The following is a 22,928-nucleotide window of genomic DNA, read 5'->3' on the forward strand; positions in this document are numbered from 1 at the left end:
TTTAGTGGTAACTAAATTGCGAGGACTCACGCACATCCGTTTTTACATGAAAACAGTTCTTAGCAAATTCACCATTCATGATCTAACTTACATAGACAACTATAATCTTCCGCCGACGAGGATAAAAAAATGAAAAAAGCAAACAGTGCACCCGAATATGCCGTCAGGCGTCATCGCCTCATTGAACAAGAGGAAATCATTCATTTTCAGGATCAACACTGCCCTGTCGAGATCCTCACTGAAGAGTCGATCGAATGGATCACCGTCAGCCATGACATGATTTCTTTGGAGGTCATTGAACTCAGTTCACATTAATCGCTTGCCTCTGGCATTCATATACGCACCGGATATGAGATTCAAATCATAAGCCGGTGCATTGCGATAGACACTATCAAACGATAGCACCAGCATTTGCTATGAATCTAAAGGAGATGCTTATTTTAGCGTTTCTCATTCAGTATATTTCTTTGACGTAATTCAGTGCCCTTCAACACTAACCAGCACAACCGTATCCGTACTTACCTCGCATGAATAATATCTATTAACACCCCATCACAGCTAAAAGATTTCGCCACCATAGGTCAATAACCCGTCTTCTTATCCGCTTTCATACAGATCTCGAATATTCAAACAGATCGATGCATGACAGATTCAAACCGAAAGGCACATGTCATTTTGGGTACTCTTTTCAATTTACAGCATAAAAGTAAGAATTTTTCCTATAGGCATTGAATTCAGTTATCGATACCCTCGCTCGCTCATATACTGTTGATATAAAACAGATTTAACTTCGCCAAAGGGACTTTGCATGCGAACTAAAGAGTCAAAAAGATCCGTTTTTCTGCTTTTTACAGCACTATCGTTAGCCGGCTGTAATGCCATTCAAACCAAGCAACAATCTAGCAGTTTTGACCAGCAATTTGAAACAGGCCAATTTCAAGCAGCAGCCGACACAGCCCTAAGCGCAGGTGATATAACCCCTGATGGTGAATCCAATAGCTTGCTGTGGTCGCTTCAAGGAGGCACCGCATTAAGCGCCCTTGGTCAATATGAGTTTAGTAACAAGGTATTTGATTCAGCAGAATCAATGATGAAAGCTGAGGATACCGAGAATGTTGGCCGCAAAGGGCTTGAGATAATCACGACAGCCCTCGTCAACAACAGCCTAAACCGGTATTCCCCGACCGTTTACGATGGCGTTATGACGAATACCTATAAAGCCTTTAATAGCATGTTCTTACATGACTTCCAAAATGCTCGAATCGAGTTTAACCGCGCCGCCGATCGTCAACGGCGCGCCGAAGAGGAGTTTAAAGATAAACTGGCTGAAAAGCAGAAAGAACTCGCAGAAAAAGAAGCCAAAGCTAAACACTCCGAGACTTCAACGGATAAAAGTAGTCCTTTTGATTATCAAAGAAGTAGCACTCAGTCCGAATCAGTTGTTTATAAGCAATACCCCGAGCTAAAAGAGTGGCAAGCCTATCCTGATTATGTAAACCCCTATACTGATTACCTACACGGCCTTTATTTCATGCTCTCCAGCCAGGACAAATCAGACCTGAGTAAAGCCCGCACATCCATGCGCAGAGTCGCTGGCATGAATCCTAACAACCCAGCCGTCAAAACCGACCTAAAAGTCGCGGACAAATTACGTCGAGGTCAATGGAGCAAGAAACGCTTAAACCCCGCCGTCTGGGTCATTTTTGAAAATGGCCTAGCCCCCACCATCAAAGAAACGCTGATCCCTATCCCTCTATTCCTCGTGAACAATAAAGTCGACTATGCACAGATTGCATTGCCAAAACTGAGTCATCGAGCAAAAGCTTACCCTTACCTTGAAATTTTTGATGGCAAAAAATCCTTAGGTAAAACGACCCAATTAGCCGATATCGATCGTGTTATTCAAACTGAGTTTAAAAAAGAGTTTCCATTAAAAGTCACTGAAGCTATTAGCAGTTCACTCATCAAAGCATACATTCAATATAAAGCTAAAAAAGAAGCCGGTGCGGTAGGCGGATTACTCGCCGCAGTGTATCAGGTCGCGACGACTCACGTGGATACCCGCAGCTGGAGCTCTCTGCCTAAGGAAGTTCAGCTAGCCAGAATCAGAAAACCTAAAAGCAATACCCTGAACATTAATGCTCCTGGTTTCCCGGCCCCCCTAAAAATCGATTTACCAGACAGCCGCTTTACGGTGATCTACGTCAAAGCAACAGCACCTGGCAGTACACCTATCTATAAACTTACAAGTTTCGATGCCTGATTAAAGGATGCTTATGAAAAAATTGATACTGACGGCCCTACTCCCATTAACACTCTTAGCGGGATGCCAAACACAACAGGTCAGATCACCTGATTATCCACAACTGGTGTTTGGTCAGGGCGCTAAAAGCTTTTTAGCCATTGATTCACTCACCGATGGATACACCGAAGGCCATTTATTACGTGTCTCTATTCAAGCAGTCAATGCTTCGAGTAGCAGCAAAACGCTGCGCTATAAGTTCACATGGTTTGATGAAGCTGGTTTTGAAATAAACAGCCTGACCTCTCGCTGGGAAGCATTAGAAACCGCTCCACATGAACCGATAACGATCAACCGTCTCGCCACCAGCCCAAAAGCGGTCAGCTATAAAGTATTTCTATCCGATGCTCATGCACAATCGCCCCAACCTCAAGGAAACAATCGATGAGAACCCTATTCTCTGCTCAAACGACTAAAGTTATTGCCCTATCAGCCTTCGTGCTCATCGCTAGTGGTTGCACACCAAAAACCCAAATGTTGACACCTGGCGCAACGGATGAACCGATTACAATGGGTTTAAGCGCTAAAGATTTCGAGCAGGCCTCCGTTGACGCCGTACAATCCCTGCTGTCATCGGGAGCCGTTGACCGCAATGATGGAAAAAAGAACATCATGGTGATTTCTTCCATTATCAACGACACCATGCAACGTATCGATACCGACCAATTGGTCAAAAAGATTCGTATTGAATTGTTACGCAGCGGCAAAGTGATGACCACAACGGCCATCGGTTTAAATGGCGCTGAAGACCAAATGAACTCTGTTTACAGTGAGCTAAGAGAGTCTCGAAAAGTCGATCGCAACAGCCTGGTTAAACAGTCGTTTACTGCTCCCAACATGAGCCTTTCCGGTAAAATCATTCAAAGAAATAACCGTGTTGATGACGACCGCCAACTGGTGGAATATTACTTCCAACTGTCACTCACAGACCTCAAACATGGCCTAGCCGTGTGGGAAGGCGAAACACCTATTCGTAAAATTGGTAGCGCCAAAGGGACCTCTTGGTAATAACGTAAAGGAATACGATGATGAAAATGCTCTTCAAACAAACCGCACTGGCGCTGGCCATCAGTGGCATGGCGATAACGGTACATGCACAAACCGAATCTAACCCAGCAGAAACGCTAGCGACAGAACAGGATACTGCACCGGTCCCAGCCCAAACAGACTCAGTTGACCTAGCTGCCGCAGAAGCAGCCGAACCTGCACCGGTTGACCCAGGTATGATGCTGATGGAACAGATCGACAATTGGAAACAAGGTGCAGGTGCTAGTTTGTCTCGACTGGCCGAAAGTGGCGATATTTTTATGGCCGAAGGAAGCTCCTTTGTAAAAGTTACGCCGGATGCTGCTGACTGGGCTGACCATCGTCTGATGGCGTATAAAGACGCCCTGATGAATGCACAGGCACAATTTATCGAATTTGAAGGTATAAGCTCTCGCGCTGAAACCGTTAGCAAATTATTTGACGATAAGAGCCAAATGCCAACATTCTCACCGGCAGAGTTACAGAGTTCGAACAAGCTCGAAGAGGTGCTCAATAAAGCAGTCGCATTGGCTGGAGGTAAACTGGATGAACAACTCAGCAAGCTGGGAATTAATCCAGATGAATTTAACGCAGCCCCTCCCGCCAAACGTGCCCGCCTATTTGAAAACTCCATCAGCGAGCAAATTACAACCCGTGCACGCGCTAGCCTGACAGGACTGGTACCTGTCAAAACATTTGAAGCAAATGATGCCGAAGGTCGTCATGCCATTGCCGTTATCGTGGTTGCCTCAGATAAGATGCGTCAATTCATTTACGATATGAAACAAAGCAAAGGCGATCTAGCCCCTAACCCTAAGAAAGTGGGCGGACCATCGCTTCGTGAGCGTTTTTCAGAGAACAAGGCCGCTCTGATCCATGAGTTCGGTATCCGCAAAATGTATGACGAAAATGGCTACCCAGTGTTGGTATCTTTTGGTCAAGCAGGAACAGGTTACAACGGTTCGGACTTCAACCGTAAGATGAATGCCCGTAAAGGTGCCTTTCTATATGCCAAAGCAGATGCTTACGCCAACTTTGCTTATCTACTGAATGCAGTCGGCAATGCTGAAACCAGCAGTAGCAGAAAAAGTACAGACGTGACGGATGGCATCGTCGAAGCCGAAAAAGATGGTGTTATAACCTCTGAAGAAAATCGTATTGAAATGGTAAAAGCAATCAACAATGAGATTTCGGCCCGCGGCAGCATCTCAGACCTACCCGGCACCCGTCAGTTACTGCGCTGGACAGCTAAACACCCGCAATACGGTAATGAAATTAACGGTGTTATCTACGTTTGGCACCCCGTTTCAGAACAAAACGCTCGTAACATGCGTAATTTCAAACCCAAACATCAGGAACAAGCTAAGCCGCAGGAACACAATAGTAAGACTCACACGACCGGTACGACTCAAAGCCGCGACCTGATGTCGGCCGATGATTTCTAAGGATAGAAATATGCAACCATTACTAAAAACACTACTGGCGCTCTCTGTGCTGCTATGGAGCTGCTTCAGCTTCGCGGCAGAGCAGGTCGTCGATGCCGTAGGCTATGGTAACAACCGCAATCAGGCAATCAGCGATGCGTTGGTACAGGGCTTACGCCAAGCTACGGGTGTCAGCATCGATAGCCGTGAGGTTATGCAAACGCTGTCCGCTCGGGCCAGCGTTAGTGACAATGAAGGCGAGCAGTCCAGCAGCGCGTTCGAGGTTGCTCATCAAGGCAACCTCAGCCTTAAAACCAAGGGGTTAGTATCACGCTATGACGTCCATTCGGTAGAACAGGAGACCGATGGCGGCTACCGCGCTGACGTCAGCCTCCATGTACTCAAGTACGACAAACCCGGTCTACCGACCGATAGCCGCCGCACACTGGCGATAATGCCCTTTCATAGTGATAAACGTAGCTACTCACTCTTGGGAGACCATACACCAGCAGCGAAAATTGAATCAGAGCTACGCAACCGCGCACTGGATCAATTTACCCAGTCGCGCCGCGTGAATGTGTTGGATCGTGAGTTCGGTGCCGAATTCCAACAAGAGAAGGCTCTCTGGCTCAGTGATGACGCGGCTTTGGCTGAAAAAGCTAAAATAGGTAATGTCCTAGGCGCCGATTACATCGTTGTAGGTAACATTCGCAATGTACGCAGTACGAGACATGCCAAAACCCTCCAACTAACCGGTGAAACCGTCGTCAGCTACAGCGGCAGCGCCCAGCTAGACTATAAAATCATTCTCGCCTCTACCCGCCAAGTAAAATGGTCTGATTCCATCAACCTGAAGTTCAGCGATCGTGACATCCGCGCTATGTTGAAAAAATATGGCTCATCCCAAGCGGGTATCACCGCTGAACTGTCAGAACAGCTTGCACAACAAGCCTTGGCAAATATTTATCCCATGCGGGTGGTAGCCGTTAAAGGCAAAACGGTAGTGATCAATCAGGGAGGTAAAACCTTAAAGAAAGGAGATGTGCTGAATGTTTTCTTACAGGGCGATGAGATGTTTGATCCCTATACCAAGGAATCACTTGGTCAGTTAGAAGAACAAATTGCAACCGTCAAAGTGTTACGCACCACGGCCAAAATTTCCTATGCAAAGCTCCTCACGGGCGAAGCTGAACTAATTGAGCCTAATTTTATACTGCGAAGATAACTCACCTTTAACCCAACTGGCGGTTGTCCATATTGGCAGCCGTCAGATTGGGATTGTTTAAACCCTATCATAAGCATTCTTTTCCATTCCCACGACACTCGCCCTTCTCTGCTATAGATAACACCTTAATATAGCAACTCAAACATTAAACGAATGAAAAAATCTGCCTCTGCTATAGAGGGCAAACTCAACCCAGCGAACCCAGCTGTACTGCACTAAAGCTCCGTTGTTATTGTGCTGAACACTCAACAGTGAAAGACCAATATATAGATCAGCCCAGACCAGATAGCAAAACGCCGCTGAGTGGTAATATATCCACTCGCGGCGCTATAAAAACACTACTATGATTTCGGGACAGTCCGAAAAACACTCATGTTAATTGACTTCTTTAGCCTTTTTTACACGGGCAAGATAATGCAGAACAACCCGCTTTGCCATATTGTTAATCAAGAACCAGACGATCGCATAACCCCAAACGATTAGGGCCAACGACCAGCCGATCGGTTCGACAAACCATCCATACACAGCGGCTAAGGTACCAACCACCTGCGTTGCTTCCGTGGTGATGAACAGTTTCAAGCTCGGGAACGGACGATCCCAGAAATGGCCATCATTACGGGTCAGATAGATGGTTAGGTGACCAGCAACCAATAGCTTCAGGAAGATCAGTGTTTGAATCGTCGGACGAGGCAGTTCCCAGATCGATTCGGCGATCCAGAACATCCCGAAACTCGAGATTACCCCCAATGTACCCAGCACGCTGGCCAGAACAAGCACCCGATGCATATCCCAGCGCACCGGTCGTGGTGCAGGGCGAGCATTATCATAGGCGATCATCATGATGGGGAAGTCATTTAGCAGCGCCAACAACACAATCATAGCAGCCGTCACCGGATAGAAATCAAACACCAGTATCGATAGCGTCATAAACAGCAGCACGCGCACCGTTTCACTGATACGGAAGATGGCATAGGCCGTCATGCGCTCGAAAATACGGCGCGCTTCTTCCACGGCATGACGGATAACACCCAGCCCCGGCTCGGTTAACACTAAATCGGCTGCTGCCCGTGCCGCATCGGTGGCACCACTGACCGCAATCCCCACATCCGCCTGACGTAAGGCTGGGGCGTCATTAACACCATCCCCAGTCATACCCACGAGATGATCACTGGATTGTAGCGTTTCGACAATCTCAAATTTATGTTCGGGAAACACCTGAGCATAACCATCCCGCTCAAGAATCTCGCTGGCGGTCATTTTATGCTCTTTGGCGAAGGCTTTATCGGCGGTGATAAAATTAGAGCCGATGCCCAACTGCCCAGCAATCTGCCGCGCGATAGCGATATGATCACCGGTCACCATTTTAACTGACACACCCAACTTGGTTAGTGCAGAAACAGTCTCCGCACTATCCTCCCGTGGAGGATCGTACAAGGGTAGCAAGCCTAAAACCTCAGCGGGCTGATCGCCAATACGTTCGGCTACGGCCAATGCACGGTAACCACCGGCTGCTAACGTTTCAATCTGCACCTCAACCGCTGCCTGTGTCTCGGATGATGCCTTAGCCCAAGCTAAAATGGACTGAGGAGCACCCTTGGCGATATACCGGTCTTGGCCATCCAACGTTACTTCGACCTCGGCAATCTTGCTCACGGGATCGAAGGGGGTGAACTTTTCAACCTGTGCCCGCGCTAAGTTATCAACGCCCTTAAGCGCCGCTAAAATAGAGGTATCGATCGGATCGCTACTTTCCTGTTCACAGGCCAACGCGGCTGCGAGCAACACCTGCTCGGTATCCTTCGCCTCAATCAGCGCGGGAGTACCCACCACCAATCTATTTTGGGTCAAGGTACCGGTTTTATCCGAGCAGAGCACATCAATACCGGCCAACTCTTCTATGGCAGCAAGGTGGGAAACAATGGCGCCTAGACGGCTCAACGTCATCGCTCCCACTGCTAACGTGACCGACAACACCGCCGGTAACGCCACGGGAATCGCGGCGATGGTTAAGATCAATGCAAACTGCACCGTTTCAAGCAGAGGGTCGCCCCTGAACCATCCATAAACCAAAATCACAGCCACCAGCACTAAGGTAGCTATAATCAAGGCGTTACCAATTTTTAATACTGCCTGCTGAAAATGCGATGGTGCTCCCGCCCGTTCAACCAAGGCTGCCGTCTTACCAAAAAAGGTTCGCATCCCCGTCGCCGTCACCAGGGCGGTCATCTCACCGACCCGAACAATTGAACCCGAGTACGCAGGGTCGGCGGCACTCTTCTCAACGGGAAGTGATTCGCCGGTCAAGGCAGACTGATCGATGGAAAGACCTGAGCCTTTCAATAATTGAACATCTGCGGGCACCACATCACCTAATTGCAGGTGAATGAGATCTCCGCAAACCAGTTCACGGGCCGGCACATCACACCACTTACCATCCCGTAACACGCGTGCTCGGGTAGCAAGTTTTTGCTTCAGTAATTCAACCGCATTATCAGCCTTTCGTTCTTGCCAAAAAGCCACCCCCGCATTCACCGCAAGCATAGTGACAATGATAAAGAAATCAGGCCAGTCTTGGGCCAGCGCCGACAGAATCGCCGCCGCTTCAATCATCCAAGGGATCGGGCCCCAGAAATAGGAGAGAATCTTCTTAAGAGGACTCTCCCGCTGTTCAATGATCTCATTAGCCCCCTGCTCTGAGAGCAGACGCGCAGCCTCCGCCGATGAAAGCCCGTCATCATGTCGTTCGGGGGTGCCAACATTCGCATCATTAAGCATTTTGGTTCCCCTCACTCTTGTAATACATAGGTTCCGGGGGCGTCACAGATAGGCTTGCGCCCACTTTTGGCGGCATCCAACGGCGCTGCGGTTTGATCACCCGAGCGGGCTTTTAACCAACAAACAAATTCTGGCCACCATGAACCCTCGTGGGTATCATTTTCAGCAAACCAAGTATCCGGATCTTTATAGCGATCGTCATGCTTTTTGGTTGCGATACGGTAATGGCGGCGAGGGTGTCCGATCTCGGAGACAATACCCGCATTGTGCCCACCGCTTGTCAACAGGAAAGTCACTTCGGTATCGGCCAGTAGATTGAGCTTATAAACCGAACGCCAAGGTGCAACATGATCGCGCTCAGTGCCCACCATGAAAATAGGCGCACGAATATCTGATACAACGATCGCCCGACCATCCACGGTATAGCGGCCTTCAGCCAGCATATTATTAAGAAATAACTGCCGTAGATATTGTGAGTGCATTTTATAAGGCATGCGCGTCGCATCACTGTTCCACGCCATCAAATCGTTCATGCTAGCCCGCTCACCCATCAGGTAATCATGCACCATACGGGACCAGATCAAATCGTTAGAACGCAGTAACTGGAAGGCACCCGACATCTGTTTAGTATCGAGATAACCTTTTTCCCACATCATATCTTCAAGGAAAGTCACCTGGCTCTCATTGATAAACAACATCAACTCACCGGCTTCGGTGAAATCGGTTTGTGCGGCAAATAAAGACAATGTTTTTAAGCGTTCATCACCATCACGGGCCATCGCCGCCGCTGCAATAGACAGCAACGTACCACCCAAACAATAACCCACGCCATGTATCGGCTGATCCGTAACCTCTCCGATGGCATTGAGTGCATCCATAATACCGAGGGTGCGATAGTCATCCATACCTAAGTCACGATCCCCAACGTCAGGATTCTTCCATGACACCATGAAGACAGTGAAGCCCTGTTCGGTGAGATATTTAACCAGAGAGTTTTCCGGTGATAGATCAAGAATGTAATATTTCATGATCCAAGCAGGGACGATGAGAATAGGTTCAGGATGAACCACTTCAGTGACAGGATCATACTGAATCAATTCAATCAGACGGTTACGATAAATCACCTTACCGGGGGAGACTCCGAGGTTCTTACCTACCTGAAAGTTTTCAGTACCGACCGGCTTTTGACCATTAATGGTTCGCTCAAAGTCATCAATAAAGTTTTGCATGCCGCGCTGTAAATTCAAGCCCCCCTCTCTTTCGGTTTGCTCGAGCAGCTCCGGATTGGTCAGCAGGTAGTTCGATGGCGAAAAGATATCCAACATTTGGCGCGCAGCGAATTCGACCACATTTTCATGCTGTTGCGTGACACCGCGTACACCGGTGGTAGCGCTATGCCACCATTGCTGATTCAGCAGGAATGATTGATATAACACATTATACGGCCACTTTTGCCAAGCCTCGCCGTTAAAGCGTCTATCCTGCGGCAGAGGGTCAACACAAGGCACCGACGCGTCTTGGGCAATACCGGTCGCAGAAAAACTCGCGTAATTCGCAAGATTGAGTGCTTTTTTAATCGCTTTCTCAAGGAGTTGTGCCTGTTTACCGGGGGCTATCGCCAAATGCACCGCCCAATCGGCATAAGCTCCGGCTAAGCCTCCCGGAGACAATCCTCCAGTAACGCGCGCCATGGTCGCATTCACCGTCCGATCCATCGCTTCCTGCAACGAAACAGGGGACGAAGTATCTCGCTCAAACAGATGGGTTAAATATTCAGATACACTCGCCGGTAACTTGAGCGTTTGCACGCCACGAGGTTGGTCAACAGCTTGTGATTTGGTTGGGGACGGTAATGCTTTGGTTTCATGCACATCAACTGAATCAGTTTGATTGTTGTCTGCATGCTCTAAGGGTTGCGAGTCCATCCTAAATCCCTCTTATGTAATAGATATAAATGATGCTCTTTAATACCTAAAGTATAGCCTAAATATTGCAGTGCAGCATTGAGACAGATTAGGTTTATAGAGATTTCTTTGCTTATTAGTCTATTTTATTGTGCATAGCAGCATAAATTAATTTACACCACTATATAAAGACGATAGAGCACCCCGCTATCCGTTAAAGCATTACGGGAAGGCCGATATGATGTCTATCGCTCCTCAATCTCTCTTCAATCACTCTTCAATCGATAGTCGACTGGGAGCTTAGTCGGCTTAGGCTACTTAATGGCTAACGGCAATAGAACGTCGGAATAACGCCAGACTAGCGCTAAAAAAGATCGCGCCGAGGCCTGTCATAATCAACAACTGTGGCCAAACAATACTCAGCCCTGCCCCGCGGAACACCACTGCTTGAGAAAACGCCATGTAGTGACGCGAAGGCAGCAGCCAAGTGACCGGTTGAATAATATCCGGCTGACTCTCAATCGGTGTTAAACCACCTGAGAGCATCGTGATCGGTATAATGACCATGATCATCAACAACGCGAACTGCGCCATTGTTTGAGCCAGCGTACCCAAAAAGATACCAATAGCGGCGGCGGCGAATAGATAGAGAATCGTGCCGCCGACAAACAGCAACCGCGAACCATGAATCGGCACATCAAGAATCATTTCGACAACAAACACCATCGAGAACATAAAGACCACAAGAATGATCAACCCATTCGCCCAAACCTTAGACATAACGATCTGAAACGAGTTCAACGGCATCACTAACAGATGTTCGATGGTGCCATGCTCACGTTCACGCAACAGCGCCGCACCCGTCAAAATAATCATGATCATCGATATCTGATTAATCAGTGCATTGATCGCACCAAACCACATACCGGTACCGTTGGGATTAAACGCGCGGCGTTGAACCAATGTCACAGCATAATCGGTGGTTTCATCCGAGCGATTGATAAAGTGATTCACCTCATCAAACACTATATTTTGGATATAACTATTACCTAAACTCGCCTGCGTCACCGCCGTCGCATCGATATTTATCTTAACCGTCGGCTGACGGTTAGCACGTATATCTTCTTCAAATCTTGGTGGAATCTCGATAACAAACATGAACTTATCGAGATCCATCCCCTCATCAATCTCGGCCGGTGAAATGAGTACCGGCATCTTAAAATAAGGGGGATACAGCGCGTTAGCGATCGAGCGTGATAACGTCGAGTGATCCTCATCGACAATGGCAACCGAGGCATTATTAACCGACTCACTGGTAGCGGTTGCTTGCCCATAGATATCCAAACTGAATGCATAGACGATCAACACAACGATCATCACATCGCTAAAAACACTGCGTAGCTCTTTAAGACCAAGCCAGAAGATGTTGATCCAAGTTTTCATCACTTAGACCTCCTGTTTTTTCAGAAATACGGCCGCCATGACGACCAAGAGAGGTCCAGAGAGAGATAACACCAGCACATCCCCCATTAAGTCTGAGAGCCCTAAGCCTTTAGTAAACGCCGCTACACTCAGGTGCATATAATAGGTTGCCGGCCACAGCAAACCGATAATATGCCCAATACCTTCCGTCGTGGAGGTTGGTTGCACTAAACCCGAAAAACTAATGGTCGGCATAATCAACAAAACGGAGGTGGCGAATACCGCCGCCACTTGAGATTTTGTCACCGTTGATACCAGCAAACCAAAACCGGTCGAGGCACAGACATAGAAAAAAGCCCCCAAGGTTAGCCCCAACAGACTCCCTTTTAAGGGCACATCCAATAGAAAAACCACCAGCAACGTCAAGATAATGAAATTCACCATGCCGATCGCAATATAGGGCAGCTGCTTACCAATCAAGAACTCAAACCGATTGGTCGGCGTGACATAAAAATTGGTGATGGTGCCGACCTCTTTCTCACGCGCCAAACTCACCGCTACCAAGATCGCCGGAAACAGCAACAGCAGCATCGCGGGTGTCTTCGGCCCAACCGAATAGATGGTCTCGAACGATGGGTTGTAACGGTAGCGCGGCTCTAGCGTCACCTTCGCCGCCGCCGCGGCATCAATACCGGCATTGGTTGCTAGCTGTGTTAGGTAGTGGATATGGGCGCCGCTCACATAGCCGGCAATGGTACTCGCACGGGTAGTATTGGCACCGTCAATCCAAGCAGATACGCTCGGCGCCTCGCCTTTTTTCAGGTTGCGACCAAAACCCGAAGGGATCTCAATCGCTAAGGTAATCTCATTGGATTTTAGCCGCCGCTCAAGTTCATCCCGACTCTGCAGTGACGACTGCACACTAAAGTAACGCGAGCCTTCAAAGTTACTCAGATACTCGCGGCTTTCGGGGGTGCGATCATTATCAAGGGCAGCATATTTGAGGTTTTCGATATCCAGCGAGATACCATAGGCAACCACAATCAACAGCATCGAACTACCGAGGAAAGCAAACGCCATCCGCACCGGATCACGCATCACTTCCACAATTTCACGATAGCTGTAAGCCAACAGCCGTTTAAGACTAAAGCCGTGGATTTTTCCCTGCTGAGCCGGAGCCTGAGTAGTGACGAGACCCACCGCTGTCTCAGCCTGTTGGCCTTTATCCTCTAGCGGTGTTTCCGTGCCGTGATCAGCATTGTTTTTAACCTTCTCATCAATGGCTTCCTCAAGGTAGCTAATAAATGCTTCTTCTAACGAGTCGACACCTTTAGATTCCACTAAGTGTTGCGGCTCATCGTAGACCAACACCTGACCGGCATGCATTAGCGATATGCGATCGCAGCGCAGCGCCTCATTCATAAAGTGGGTGGAGATAAAGATCGTGACTTTGTCTTTGCGTGAGAGCTCAACCAACAGTTCCCAGAATCCATCACGGGCAACAGGGTCAACACCAGAGGTCGGCTCATCCAAGATCAACATTTCCGGCTCATGAATCACCGCAACGGCTAACGAAAGACGCTGACGCAACCCCAGCGGTAGTGACGAAGCCAGGGTATCCATATACTCCGCGAGCTTAAAACGCTTAACCAAGGTACTCATGCGTTCGGCGGTTTTTTCGGCAGTCAGGTGAAATAAACGGGCATGTAACCTCAGATTTTGCGCCACCGTTAACTCACCATAGAGAGAAAAAGCCTGGGTCATAAAGCCGACCCTTTTACGGGTTTCTAAATCGCTTGCATTAACCCGTTTGCCAAACAGATAAGCCTCACCCTCCGAAGCGGGCAACAGCCCCGTCAGCATTTTCATGGTGGTGGTTTTGCCGCAGCCGTTAGAGCCGAGAAAACCAAAAATCTCACCCGCCTGAATCTCAAAGCTCACATTATCCACAGCCGTAAAGCTGCCGAAACGACGGGTCAGCCCTCGAGCTACGATAGCCTGCCCCGCATCACTCTTTTCCAGCGGCGGGATGACCAGTTCCGTCATATCGCCACGCTTTTCTTCTGGCAACAGACGTACAAAAGCCGTTTCTAGATCATCAGCACCGGTTTTGGCTTTCAGCGCTTGCGGAGTACCTACATCCAAAACTCGACCCGCATCCATTGCCACCAGCCAATCGAAACCTTCCGCCTCATCCATATAAGCGGTCGATACCAGCACACTCATACTCGGACGTTCCGCACGAATAGAAGCAATCAACTGCCAAAACTGACGTCGCGACAAAGGGTCAACACCGGTGGTCGGCTCATCCAAAATCAACAGGTCGGGGTCATGAATAAGCGAGCAACACAAACCCAGTTTCTGTTTCATCCCTCCCGACAACTTTCCCGCCGGTCGTGATAAAAAGGCATGCAGGCCTGTTGCCTTTGTTAATCGACTGATGCGCGTTTGACGCTCAGCAGTGCTCTGCCCGAATAGCTTGCCAAAAAAGTCCAGATTCTCTTCAACACTCAGCTCAGCATAGAGGTTTTTCCCTAACCCCTGTGGCATATAAGCGATCCCTGGACCAACCGCATTACGGTGTTCCACAGAGGTCATGTCGCCGCCCAGCACTTCAAGTTGGCCCTGCTGCAGTTTACGGGCACCGGAAACCAGCCCCATTAGCGTTGACTTACCGACACCGTCTGGACCCAATAGGCCCACCATCAGGCCTGAAGGGATATCCAAGGTTATATCATCGACAGCCTGTTCAGCTTTATAACGATGGGAAACACCCTGCAGACGGGCGATCGGGTGATGTTGTTCAGCCATGATCGGCACCCGTTAGTCGCTGTTAGTATCTGGATTAACCATTGGCGGCAGTTTCTGCAAGAATTCCGGCCACGCAGAGGGCTCTTCGCCGGGCAAGGCGGTTAATCGAATATAGGCGACGCCTCTTACCCCTGTTTTAACGCGGTCAATGTAGGCCCGTACCAACGCTTCTGGCACCCGCACCTTAACCCGAAACATCAGTTTTTCCCGTTCGCTGGCTGTTTCAACTTCTTTAGGCGTGAACTGGGATTCCGGCGAAACAAAGCTAACCGTCGCCGGTATAGCCACATCTAGAATATCTAGTTTAACCCGCGCCTCGGCGCCTATCGCAACACGATGAGCCTGAGACGATGGTAAGAATGTTTCCATATAGACATCAGCCAGATTAACCAGTGTCAACACCTTACCGCCGCTGCCCAATACCTCACCGGGTTCGGCAAGACGGTATAACACTCGGCCAATACTTGGCGCGACGAGTGTTGCATCATCGATCTGAGTCTGAATACCCTGAGCATCGGCCCGCGTCGCATCCACATTACGTTGTTGCGACACCAAGGTTGCCTCAGCTGCTTTGAGATTAGCCTTAGCCACAGCCACCGCACTCACGTTAGTATCGTATGATTCCTGACTAGCGTGGCCTCTTTTCAGTAATTCCCGTGCGCGAGCGAGTTCTTGTTGCGCTAACACCAGCCTAGCCTTAGCCTGAGCGATTGATGCTTCAGCGGCTGCCACCTGACTTTCAGCACTAGCGATCTGAGCATCCGCCCGTAATCGCTGTGCACGCAACTGCGCGGTATCGATCATGGCAACCGTTTGCCCAGGCTGAACTAGATCGCCCTCTTGCGCCGATATTGACTCTACACGACCCGCAATCTTGGTTGAGATATCAACCTGCACCGCTTCGATCCGTCCATTACCGGAGGCAAGGTCTGCCGGTAGTGTCGGTGCTTGAAAGTACTGCCACAACAGCCAACTTGCAGCAACGGCAAGTAATAAAACCACCCCAATGATGACTCGCTTCACGTTATTCTCCATTATCCAAACATCGTCAACTGATTATCGTTGAACCTGTTGTCCATCAACCCAGTAGCCATTGCCAATATTCAACCACCCACCAGCCATATTTAAGCCGTAAATAAGGGACAAACAAAGCGGTCCCCACTAAATATTCAAGCAGACAGAGCGACACCAACTGAAACGGCGCTATGCAAACAAGTATCAGCCACTGCTAACTCATGTGGATATAATATCAACAAACCACGGGGAACTTCATCGACCCGAATCAACAATGAGCTCAATAATAGCTAAATCACTGGCAAATACCGGCAAGGATGGTAGGCACTGAACAGAAATTTAAATTAGCATACTCTAAATTAGCATTCAAACCATACCAATAAGCGATTCATCACAAATGATTCACCTAGCAGGCAACCATGACCCAGTGAAACTCTCTAATTGAAACATCAGCGAAAGGTTTAACCGTAAAAAGCAAAATGACCCCTGATGACCTATCACTTTAACCCTTTGATATTTCCTTGATGTTTCCTTGATACTCGCATGACGATACCTCTTCGATAATCCCACTTCCAAGCTTACCCCTGTGGTAAGGCAACTACGAATGTGGGTTTTCAAGCTATGCCGTGTGCCATTGAAAGAATATTAGAAAAACTCCCTAAGCATTGTGCCAGTTGGCTAATGACGCTGCTGGTATCAACCTATTTAATGCTGATGTTCAATGCCAACTTCTTTTCCACTGTCTACGATATCCATGGCGTCAACAGCATCAAAGACCTGCTTTTCATGGTGGGCTTATTCTTTTTCTTCATCGCGATTTTTAATTTATTTTTGACTTTCTTAGCGCTTCCTTGGGTGTTGAAACCGGTGCTTATTACACTGTTAATTACCTCATCAGTGGCGACTTACTTCATGCAGACTTACAACATCATGATCGATAAAACCATGATCATGAATATGATGGAAACCGACCTTAAAGAAAGCACCGAGTTATTCAGCATCAGTCTATTGGCCTACGTGACCCTGACGGGCGTTTTACCTGCTCTATGGGTTTGGCACATACAGATAAACTATGGTTCGCCGCTAAGATTCCTGCTAACCAAAGTCACAACATTCACCGCCATAATCCTTGTCATTGGCCTTATCGCAGTAACGTTTTATCAAGATTACGCCTCTCTTTTTCGTAACCACCGGTATGTGCGAGACCTAATCGTTCCTCTCAACTATGTGTACTCTTTGCAATCCTATGCGCAGCATTTTCTGCCGAAAAATAAACGTGAATTTCAAACTGTCGGTAGCGATGCACACCTAGGTTTGAGCTGGCAGCCTAAGGCACAAAAAAAAGTGGTTACCATTCTGGTGGTCGGCGAAACGGCACGTCGAGCTAACTTTTCACTGTACGATTATGAACGGCAAACAACGCCTAAATTGAGTCAGCAAAATATTTTCAGCTTTAGTGACTTTTCATCTTGCGGAACATCCACCGCAGTCTCTTTGCCCTGTATGTTTTCCAACATGGATCGCTCCAATTACGACCATGATCAGGCGATCAATTCCGACAACTTACTGGATGTATTACAGCGGTCAGGATTAAGCGTTATCTGGGAAGATAATAACTCCGGCTGTAAAGGCGTTTGCAACCGTGTTGAGAATGTTAGCATCGTCGAAGACGATAACCCAGCTCTATGCCATGACGGTGAATGTTTCGACATGGTTCTACTGGAAAAACTAGAACAGACGATCAAGGCTGCAGATAACAATGTGGTTATTGTTTTACACCAAAAAGGAAGTCACGGCCCCAGCTATTTTTTACGTGCCCCCGAGGCGTTTAGAAAATTTTCACCGGTCTGTGACACAAACCAACTGCAAGAGTGCAGTCAGCAGGAGATCATCAATGCCTATGACAATACCGTTCTCTACACCGATTACTTTCTGTCGGAAGTGATCAACTTCCTAAAATCGAGAAGTGATCAATATGACGCTAGTATGCTCTATCTTTCTGATCACGGAGAATCACTGGGTGAAAACAATCTGTATCTGCACGGAGTTCCATACATGTTAGCCCCTAAGGAACAAACAGAGATACCCTTTATCTTCTGGATGGATGATGGTTTCGCCAATCGATTTTCAATCAATAAGCATTGCATAGACGGTAAACGTAAAGATCATTTTAGTCACGATAACCTATTTGACTCCATGCTGGGCTTACTCGATGTGCAGACTAAGGCCTACCGTCAAGATATGGATATTTTCAGCAGCTGCCGATCGAGCAACAAAACATCAACCATTGCCGCCACCTCCAATCAATAGAAGAGTCATCATGTTAAAAACGGAACAACAGTCGCTAGCCACAGACGCGTCCGCGCTAAAAGGTATCAAAGGCGTTAAGCGGTTAGTGTTAGCCACGGGCTATTCAATTAAAGGATTTCAAGCCGCATGGCAACATGAGGCCGCTATTCGACAAGAAACGCTCTGTGCACTAGTACTGATTCCCTTGGCCCTTTATCTTGGTCAGGATTCAATTGAGCGTATTTTGTTAATCGCTAGTGTTCTGTTGCTGATCCTTGTTGAGCTACTGAATTCAGCGATCGAAGCAGTCGTTGACCGTATCGGTACCGAGCTCCATGAGCTTAGCGGTAGAGCAAAAGATATGGGGTCTGCAGCGGTTTTAATGGCATTAATGATTGCACTCATGACATGGGGACTCATCATTCTATGAACAGATCTCTGTATTATCACTGGATCATACCTCTGCCACTGCTGCTCATCGCGACCTACCTCCTAGACGTTCAAGGCTTTGATTTACGGCTGGCTGATGCCATCTACGCTTTCGAGGGGGGCAGCTGGAACCTCCACAATAGCTGGTTATTAGAAACGGTAATCCATAATGGGGGGCGAATGCTCGTCGGCGCCCTTATTCTTTTAAATCTCGGGGCGCTGGCCAGTACTTGGTTGAGTCACCGTATGCGCTCCTATCGGGTAGGCCTAGCGTATCTGCTTGGCGCAGTGATAACCTCTTTGCTGATCGTTTCAAGTTTAAAGGGCATTACCCATATCTCTTGTCCGTGGGATTTCCAACGTTATGGTGGGAAGCAATTTTATACCCCTATTATTAATGCGATATTCGGCTCAGGTACTGTTCGTTGCTTCCCTGCGGGCCATGCTAGCGGTGGTTATGCTTGGGTAGCATTATATTTCTTCTGTCGACTCTATAAGCCCCAATGGCGCATGGCTGCACTGTCTGTTGGTTTATTACTAGGTATGGCGTTTGGTCTGTCGCAACAATTTCGCGGCGCTCACTTCCTCTCCCATGACCTTTGGACATTAGCTATCTGTTGGTATACCGCTCTAGCAAGTTATCATTGCTGCTTTCGCCACCATACAGTCGCTGAATATGCTATAAGAAAGGATCAACGCTTAAATGCAGATAAAGTCTAGACGACAGATGAACTTACCTTTATCCACAAGGACGGAGTTATGACACCCCCATCGATGAATGCCAAACGTCGGTTACTTATCGTTGAGGATAATAAACGGCTGGCGGAAAACCTCTTTGAGTATCTAGGCGAGGATAAATATGAGCTTGATTATGCCGCCGATGGTCTGACAGCACTCCACTTACTGGCGAGTCATACTTATGATGTGATCATTCTGGATATTATGCTGCCAGGGGTAAACGGATTAACGATTTGTCGCCGAATCAGAGAAGATTTGAACTCTTCGGTTCCCGTATTGATGCTCACGGCGAGAGACTCGATTGAGGATAAAACACAAGCCTTTGATAACGGCGCCGATGACTATTTGATCAAACCCTTTCATATGAAAGAGCTGGAACTGCGCATACAAGCGCTATGTCGTCGCCGGCAAACGAATAACGATTGTATAACCGCTAACAATATTCGCTATTACCCCGGCACCTTAACCGTCAAACGGCAGGATCAAAGCGAGCTACAGTTAATCGGTTATGCCGCAACCATCTTTGAAGCATTAATCAGAAAGTATCCCGACTATGTGACTTATCAACACCTCAGTACAGATATCTGGGGGCATCCAGATGGGGACATTAATGTCATTCGCACCCATATCTATGTGTTACGAAAAACGTTAAAAAATACTTATGGTCAAGACATGATCAAAACACTCCACGGACGCGGGTACTGCCTTGATCCCGCCTAGCACATAGGAAGTTATATGGAACGTTCGATCTCTAGCCGCATTAAAAAGCTGTTTTTCTGGACCTATACACTCAGCGTCCTAGTGGTACTCTTCTCAACGTGGCTCTTTCTGGAATTGATGGAAGATACCATGATGAGAATGGACAAGCAGTCGGAAATAGAGCACCTACTGAGCCGCCACGATACCGATCAAGTGATACACATTAAATCGGCGCTGTTAACCCTCACCTATCTACCAACCCATACTTCTGAAATAGAAAACCTCCCCATCATTTTTCGTAACCTATCCATCCCTTATGAAGGTGAAGTCGAATTTTTAGACAAAGAGTATATGGTTATTATCGATAAAGTCCCTGGAGGCACCTTCTTTCTTGCAAAAGACCAATCGTTATTTGGGCAATATGAAGAAATCATGTTAGGTGTATTATCGGCTCTGGTGGTCATCGCTATCCTATTGGGTTACGGACTATCGATATTGATTAGCCGCATGGTCTCGAGTCCCGTCACTCAACTGACAAAAGACATTCAGTCTATCGATAACCTCACCTGCCTGCCGGAAACCTATAAAGATGCAGAATTAAACCGTATCTCCGCTTGTTTCAATGCCTTCCTGAGCAAGATCGACGCTCTGATCAAGCGAGAGCGCTCCCTCATTACGATGGCCAGCCACGAGCTAAGAACCCCCGTCGCGGTTATTCTGGGGGCTGCTGAGGTCATTGAACATAGACAGCAGCTACAGGCTGACGACAAAAAGACACTGCAGAGAATCATCAGTTCAGCAGAGATAATGTCTGACAATATCAAAGCGCTATTAACTATCGTACGCCAAACAAAAGACACCTCAGCACATGAGCCTTTCTCGCTGCTAGCCATTGCGAAAGAGGTGACCACCAGTATCGTTGAGGCCACACCCGACGCACAAGAACGAATAGAGATTCAATCCCTGAAGGGTGAAATTTTAATCGAAGCCGACAGCAGTATTGTGAGGATTTTACTGAGTAACCTCATCAATAATGGGCTGAACCATAATGAAGGGAAAGTTATTGTCGTCATCTCTGACCGATTCATTGAGGTGTGGGATCAGGCAGAAAAACCAGCCGACAAACTAGATAGAGCGTTAGTGAGCGACGCCAAAGAAAGCCATGGATTGGGGTTATATATTGTCACACTGATCTGCGAACAACTGGAATGGACATTCACGCTGGAGCACACACCGACTCGAGGCACCTACGCCCGCATCTTATTTCAAGCACCAAATAAAGATTAAGTAACACGATACAAGCTGTACAGAGACAATCGACACAAAACAGATGATGTTAGAAAAATACAACGAGACACTTCTAACAATGGTTTCCCGTCTACATTTAGTCTGCAAAGAACGGCGAATATGGGTCTGAGGTATCAAGTGTCGTACTTGATCTGGAACACGAATACGGAAGTAATAAATTGAGTGTCGGGAGAGCGGCAAATAAGCTGAAGATCTAGCCATGTGTTCCACCTTATGTATCGTTTAGGCGAACAACAGAAAATCATGATAAAAAATCTTTAAAAAAATGAGATAAAACAAGATGCGATATTGGGTGGTAGCTCCACCAGCCGCATCCCGGCACACGAATCCACCGCTGTGGCTGCTCCCTTCCAGGCCTGACCAGGTTCACGGTTTATCGTTGCGGGAGGACCAATGGAGCCACCATAACGTGACCATTAAGGTCGTCTCGAACGAGACAGGCGGGCAGTATAACAGCCTGTTCAGAAGATGCAATAGATTACCGGCGTGACTAAAAACTAATGCGCCACTCGGGCACTCGTCCGTCAAAAGTGCGCAGAAAACAATCGGCAACAAGCCTGCAGAAACGCGCCGGTCAACGCTTCTCTCCTTTGCGAACCTCCCCGAACCTCATCGAAAAAATGCTTACACCAAACCATAAATACTTTGCATCGAGACTTAACATAGGCATTTCACTTAGGAATTTAACATAGGTATTTAACATAGAGACTTAGATAACCTTTCCGTCATTTGTCCGGTTTAATAAAACAGCATGCTAGAATCAACCAACAGCGGCAAACCAAGCCCGATTGATCAGAAACCTAAAGTGTCGTCCCAACAACAGGAGCATTATGAAACAGGATAACAGCCGACGCTTTATCGCTCGACTCTTCACCCACCTCACCTGGATTATCATACTGGGTCTGTTTTATCTCTTTTTTCAGGATAAGTGGCTACAGCAGAATGATCCGAATCATAGCTTGATGACCGCCTCGAGTAATGCCCCTGTTGTGTTACAGCGTAATCGTCAAGGGCACTACATTGCCCCCGGCACCATTAACGGTCTGCCGGTACGTTTTTTATTAGATACCGGCGCGACCGATATCAGTATCCCCGGCAGTCTCGCGGACAAATTACAGCTATCCCCAGGCAGAGCCTCCTACGCCAGCACCGCCAATGGCACGATCAAAGTCTATGCAACCCAGCTCGATTCAGTTGCGCTCGGCGGGCTTTCACTTAATCAGGTGGCAGCCCACATCAACCCTCATATGGCGGGTGATACGGTATTGCTGGGCATGAGCTTTTTGCAACACCTCGAATTGACCCAACGGGGCGACACTCTGACACTCAAACGCTAAAAATTTGCTTAATACTCCCGATCTTTTCCGGGGGTTCCTTGCGCCTAACGAACCATTACCTTAAACTTGTTGCTAAGTTCGTTTTTATACATTATTTCAACATCAAGAGAAGGGCTGACGTCCTCGCCAACCTGCCTGCCTGGTAAGGTGGCTGTTTTGCTGCTGATTATCGCAAAACGATGTGGTCATTACCGACAAAATCAGGGAACCCCCACGCACAACGTC

The 22,928-nt window shown here is 47.8% G+C and carries 18 protein-coding genes, 1 other RNA gene and 1 riboswitch; of the genes, 12 read left to right on the forward strand and 7 right to left on the reverse strand.

The features are described 5' to 3' along the window. The first annotated feature begins 129 nt into the window (after positions 1-129). From EH243_RS08670 to EH243_RS08695, 6 genes are all read left to right on the forward strand, one after another. Positions 130-315 carry a hypothetical protein gene (locus EH243_RS08670; RefSeq protein WP_126158253.1) on the forward strand — a complete coding sequence of 62 codons (186 nt, stop codon included), beginning with the start codon at positions 130-132 and terminating at the stop codon, positions 313-315. Between the two features lie 493 nt (positions 316-808). Next, positions 809-2,263 carry a COG3014 family protein gene (locus tag EH243_RS08675; protein ID WP_126158254.1) on the forward strand — a complete coding sequence of 485 codons (1,455 nt, stop codon included), beginning with the start codon at positions 809-811 and terminating at the stop codon, positions 2,261-2,263. 13 nt (positions 2,264-2,276) lie between these two features. Then, positions 2,277-2,690, forward strand: coding sequence for a YcfL family putative periplasmic lipoprotein (locus EH243_RS08680; RefSeq protein WP_164549076.1), 414 nt, complete (start codon positions 2,277-2,279; stop codon positions 2,688-2,690). Beyond that, positions 2,687-3,310, forward strand: coding sequence for a penicillin-binding protein activator LpoB (gene lpoB, locus EH243_RS08685; protein ID WP_126158256.1), 624 nt, complete (start codon positions 2,687-2,689; stop codon positions 3,308-3,310). The genes EH243_RS08680 and lpoB overlap by 4 nt, the downstream gene beginning before the upstream one ends. 20 nt (positions 3,311-3,330) lie before the next feature. Beyond that, positions 3,331-4,773 carry a DUF6844 domain-containing protein gene (locus EH243_RS08690; RefSeq protein ID WP_126158257.1) on the forward strand — a complete coding sequence of 481 codons (1,443 nt, stop codon included), beginning with the start codon at positions 3,331-3,333 and terminating at the stop codon, positions 4,771-4,773. A 10-nt stretch (positions 4,774-4,783) separates the two neighbouring features. Continuing rightward, positions 4,784-5,977, forward strand: coding sequence for a hypothetical protein (locus EH243_RS08695; protein WP_126158258.1), 1,194 nt, complete (start codon positions 4,784-4,786; stop codon positions 5,975-5,977). A 375-nt stretch (positions 5,978-6,352) separates the two neighbouring features. Here the strand turns inward: EH243_RS08695 and EH243_RS08700 are convergent, their stop codons facing one another. From EH243_RS08700 to EH243_RS08720, 5 genes are all read right to left on the reverse strand, one after another. After that, the gene (locus EH243_RS08700) at positions 6,353-8,752 is read right to left on the reverse strand and encodes a plasma-membrane proton-efflux P-type ATPase (protein WP_126158259.1); all 2,400 of its coding nucleotides are present in this window, start codon (positions 8,750-8,752) and stop codon (positions 6,353-6,355) included. Positions 8,753-8,763: 11 nt separating this feature from the next. After that, entirely contained in the window at positions 8,764-10,677 is a 1,914-nt protein-coding gene (locus EH243_RS08705) for a PHA/PHB synthase family protein (protein WP_126158260.1), read from the reverse strand. 297 nt (positions 10,678-10,974) lie between these two features. Continuing rightward, the gene (locus EH243_RS08710) at positions 10,975-12,099 is read right to left on the reverse strand and encodes an ABC transporter permease (protein ID WP_126158261.1); all 1,125 of its coding nucleotides are present in this window, start codon (positions 12,097-12,099) and stop codon (positions 10,975-10,977) included. 3 nt (positions 12,100-12,102) lie between these two features. Continuing rightward, the gene (gene rbbA / locus EH243_RS08715; protein ID WP_126158262.1) at positions 12,103-14,889 is read right to left on the reverse strand and encodes a ribosome-associated ATPase/putative transporter RbbA; all 2,787 of its coding nucleotides are present in this window, start codon (positions 14,887-14,889) and stop codon (positions 12,103-12,105) included. A gap of 12 nt (positions 14,890-14,901) precedes the next feature. After that, positions 14,902-15,912: an HlyD family secretion protein gene (locus EH243_RS08720; protein WP_206441568.1), complete on the reverse strand. Its 1,011-nt coding sequence runs from the start codon at positions 15,910-15,912 to the stop codon at positions 14,902-14,904. Positions 15,913-16,524: 612 nt separating this feature from the next. Here EH243_RS08720 and EH243_RS08725 point away from each other — a divergent pair. From EH243_RS08725 to EH243_RS08745, 5 genes are read left to right on the forward strand one after another with little or no spacing between them, the layout of a single operon-like run. After that, positions 16,525-18,213 carry a phosphoethanolamine transferase gene (locus EH243_RS08725; RefSeq protein WP_126158264.1) on the forward strand — a complete coding sequence of 563 codons (1,689 nt, stop codon included), beginning with the start codon at positions 16,525-16,527 and terminating at the stop codon, positions 18,211-18,213. 10 nt (positions 18,214-18,223) lie between these two features. Beyond that, positions 18,224-18,622 carry a diacylglycerol kinase gene (locus tag EH243_RS08730; RefSeq protein ID WP_126158265.1) on the forward strand — a complete coding sequence of 133 codons (399 nt, stop codon included), beginning with the start codon at positions 18,224-18,226 and terminating at the stop codon, positions 18,620-18,622. After that, positions 18,619-19,341: a phosphatase PAP2 family protein gene (locus EH243_RS08735; protein WP_164549077.1), complete on the forward strand. Its 723-nt coding sequence runs from the start codon at positions 18,619-18,621 to the stop codon at positions 19,339-19,341. Before EH243_RS08730 ends, EH243_RS08735 begins: the two co-directional genes overlap by 4 nt. Before the next feature lie 39 nt (positions 19,342-19,380). Further along, on the forward strand, positions 19,381-20,079 hold the full coding sequence (locus EH243_RS08740) for a response regulator transcription factor (protein WP_206441569.1): 699 nt from the start codon (positions 19,381-19,383) through the stop codon (positions 20,077-20,079). Positions 20,080-20,094: 15 nt separating this feature from the next. Continuing rightward, the gene (locus EH243_RS08745) at positions 20,095-21,345 is read left to right on the forward strand and encodes a HAMP domain-containing sensor histidine kinase (protein ID WP_126158267.1); all 1,251 of its coding nucleotides are present in this window, start codon (positions 20,095-20,097) and stop codon (positions 21,343-21,345) included. Here EH243_RS08745 and EH243_RS18885 read toward each other — a convergent pair. Beyond that, a complete protein-coding gene (locus EH243_RS18885) occupies positions 21,319-21,567 on the reverse strand; it encodes a DUF6538 domain-containing protein (protein ID WP_420897532.1) in 249 nt (82 codons plus the stop codon). The two genes, EH243_RS08745 and EH243_RS18885, sit on opposite strands and share 27 nt — an antisense overlap. A gap of 98 nt (positions 21,568-21,665) precedes the next feature. Further along, positions 21,666-21,762: signal recognition particle sRNA small type (ffs, locus tag EH243_RS08750), an RNA gene on the reverse strand. Positions 21,763-22,196: 434 nt separating this feature from the next. On the opposite strand from ffs, the gene EH243_RS08755 reads away from it, so the two are divergent. Further along, positions 22,197-22,703 (forward strand): retropepsin-like aspartic protease family protein, encoded by a 507-nt coding sequence (locus tag EH243_RS08755; RefSeq protein WP_126158268.1) that lies wholly within the window; start codon positions 22,197-22,199, stop codon positions 22,701-22,703. A 94-nt stretch (positions 22,704-22,797) separates the two neighbouring features. Beyond that, positions 22,798-22,915: riboswitch (SAM-I-IV-variant riboswitch) on the forward strand. Positions 22,916-22,928: the final 13 nt, after the last annotated feature.

The organism is Amphritea opalescens (assembly GCF_003957515.1).
GTDB lineage: Bacteria > Pseudomonadota > Gammaproteobacteria > Pseudomonadales > Balneatricaceae > Amphritea > Amphritea opalescens.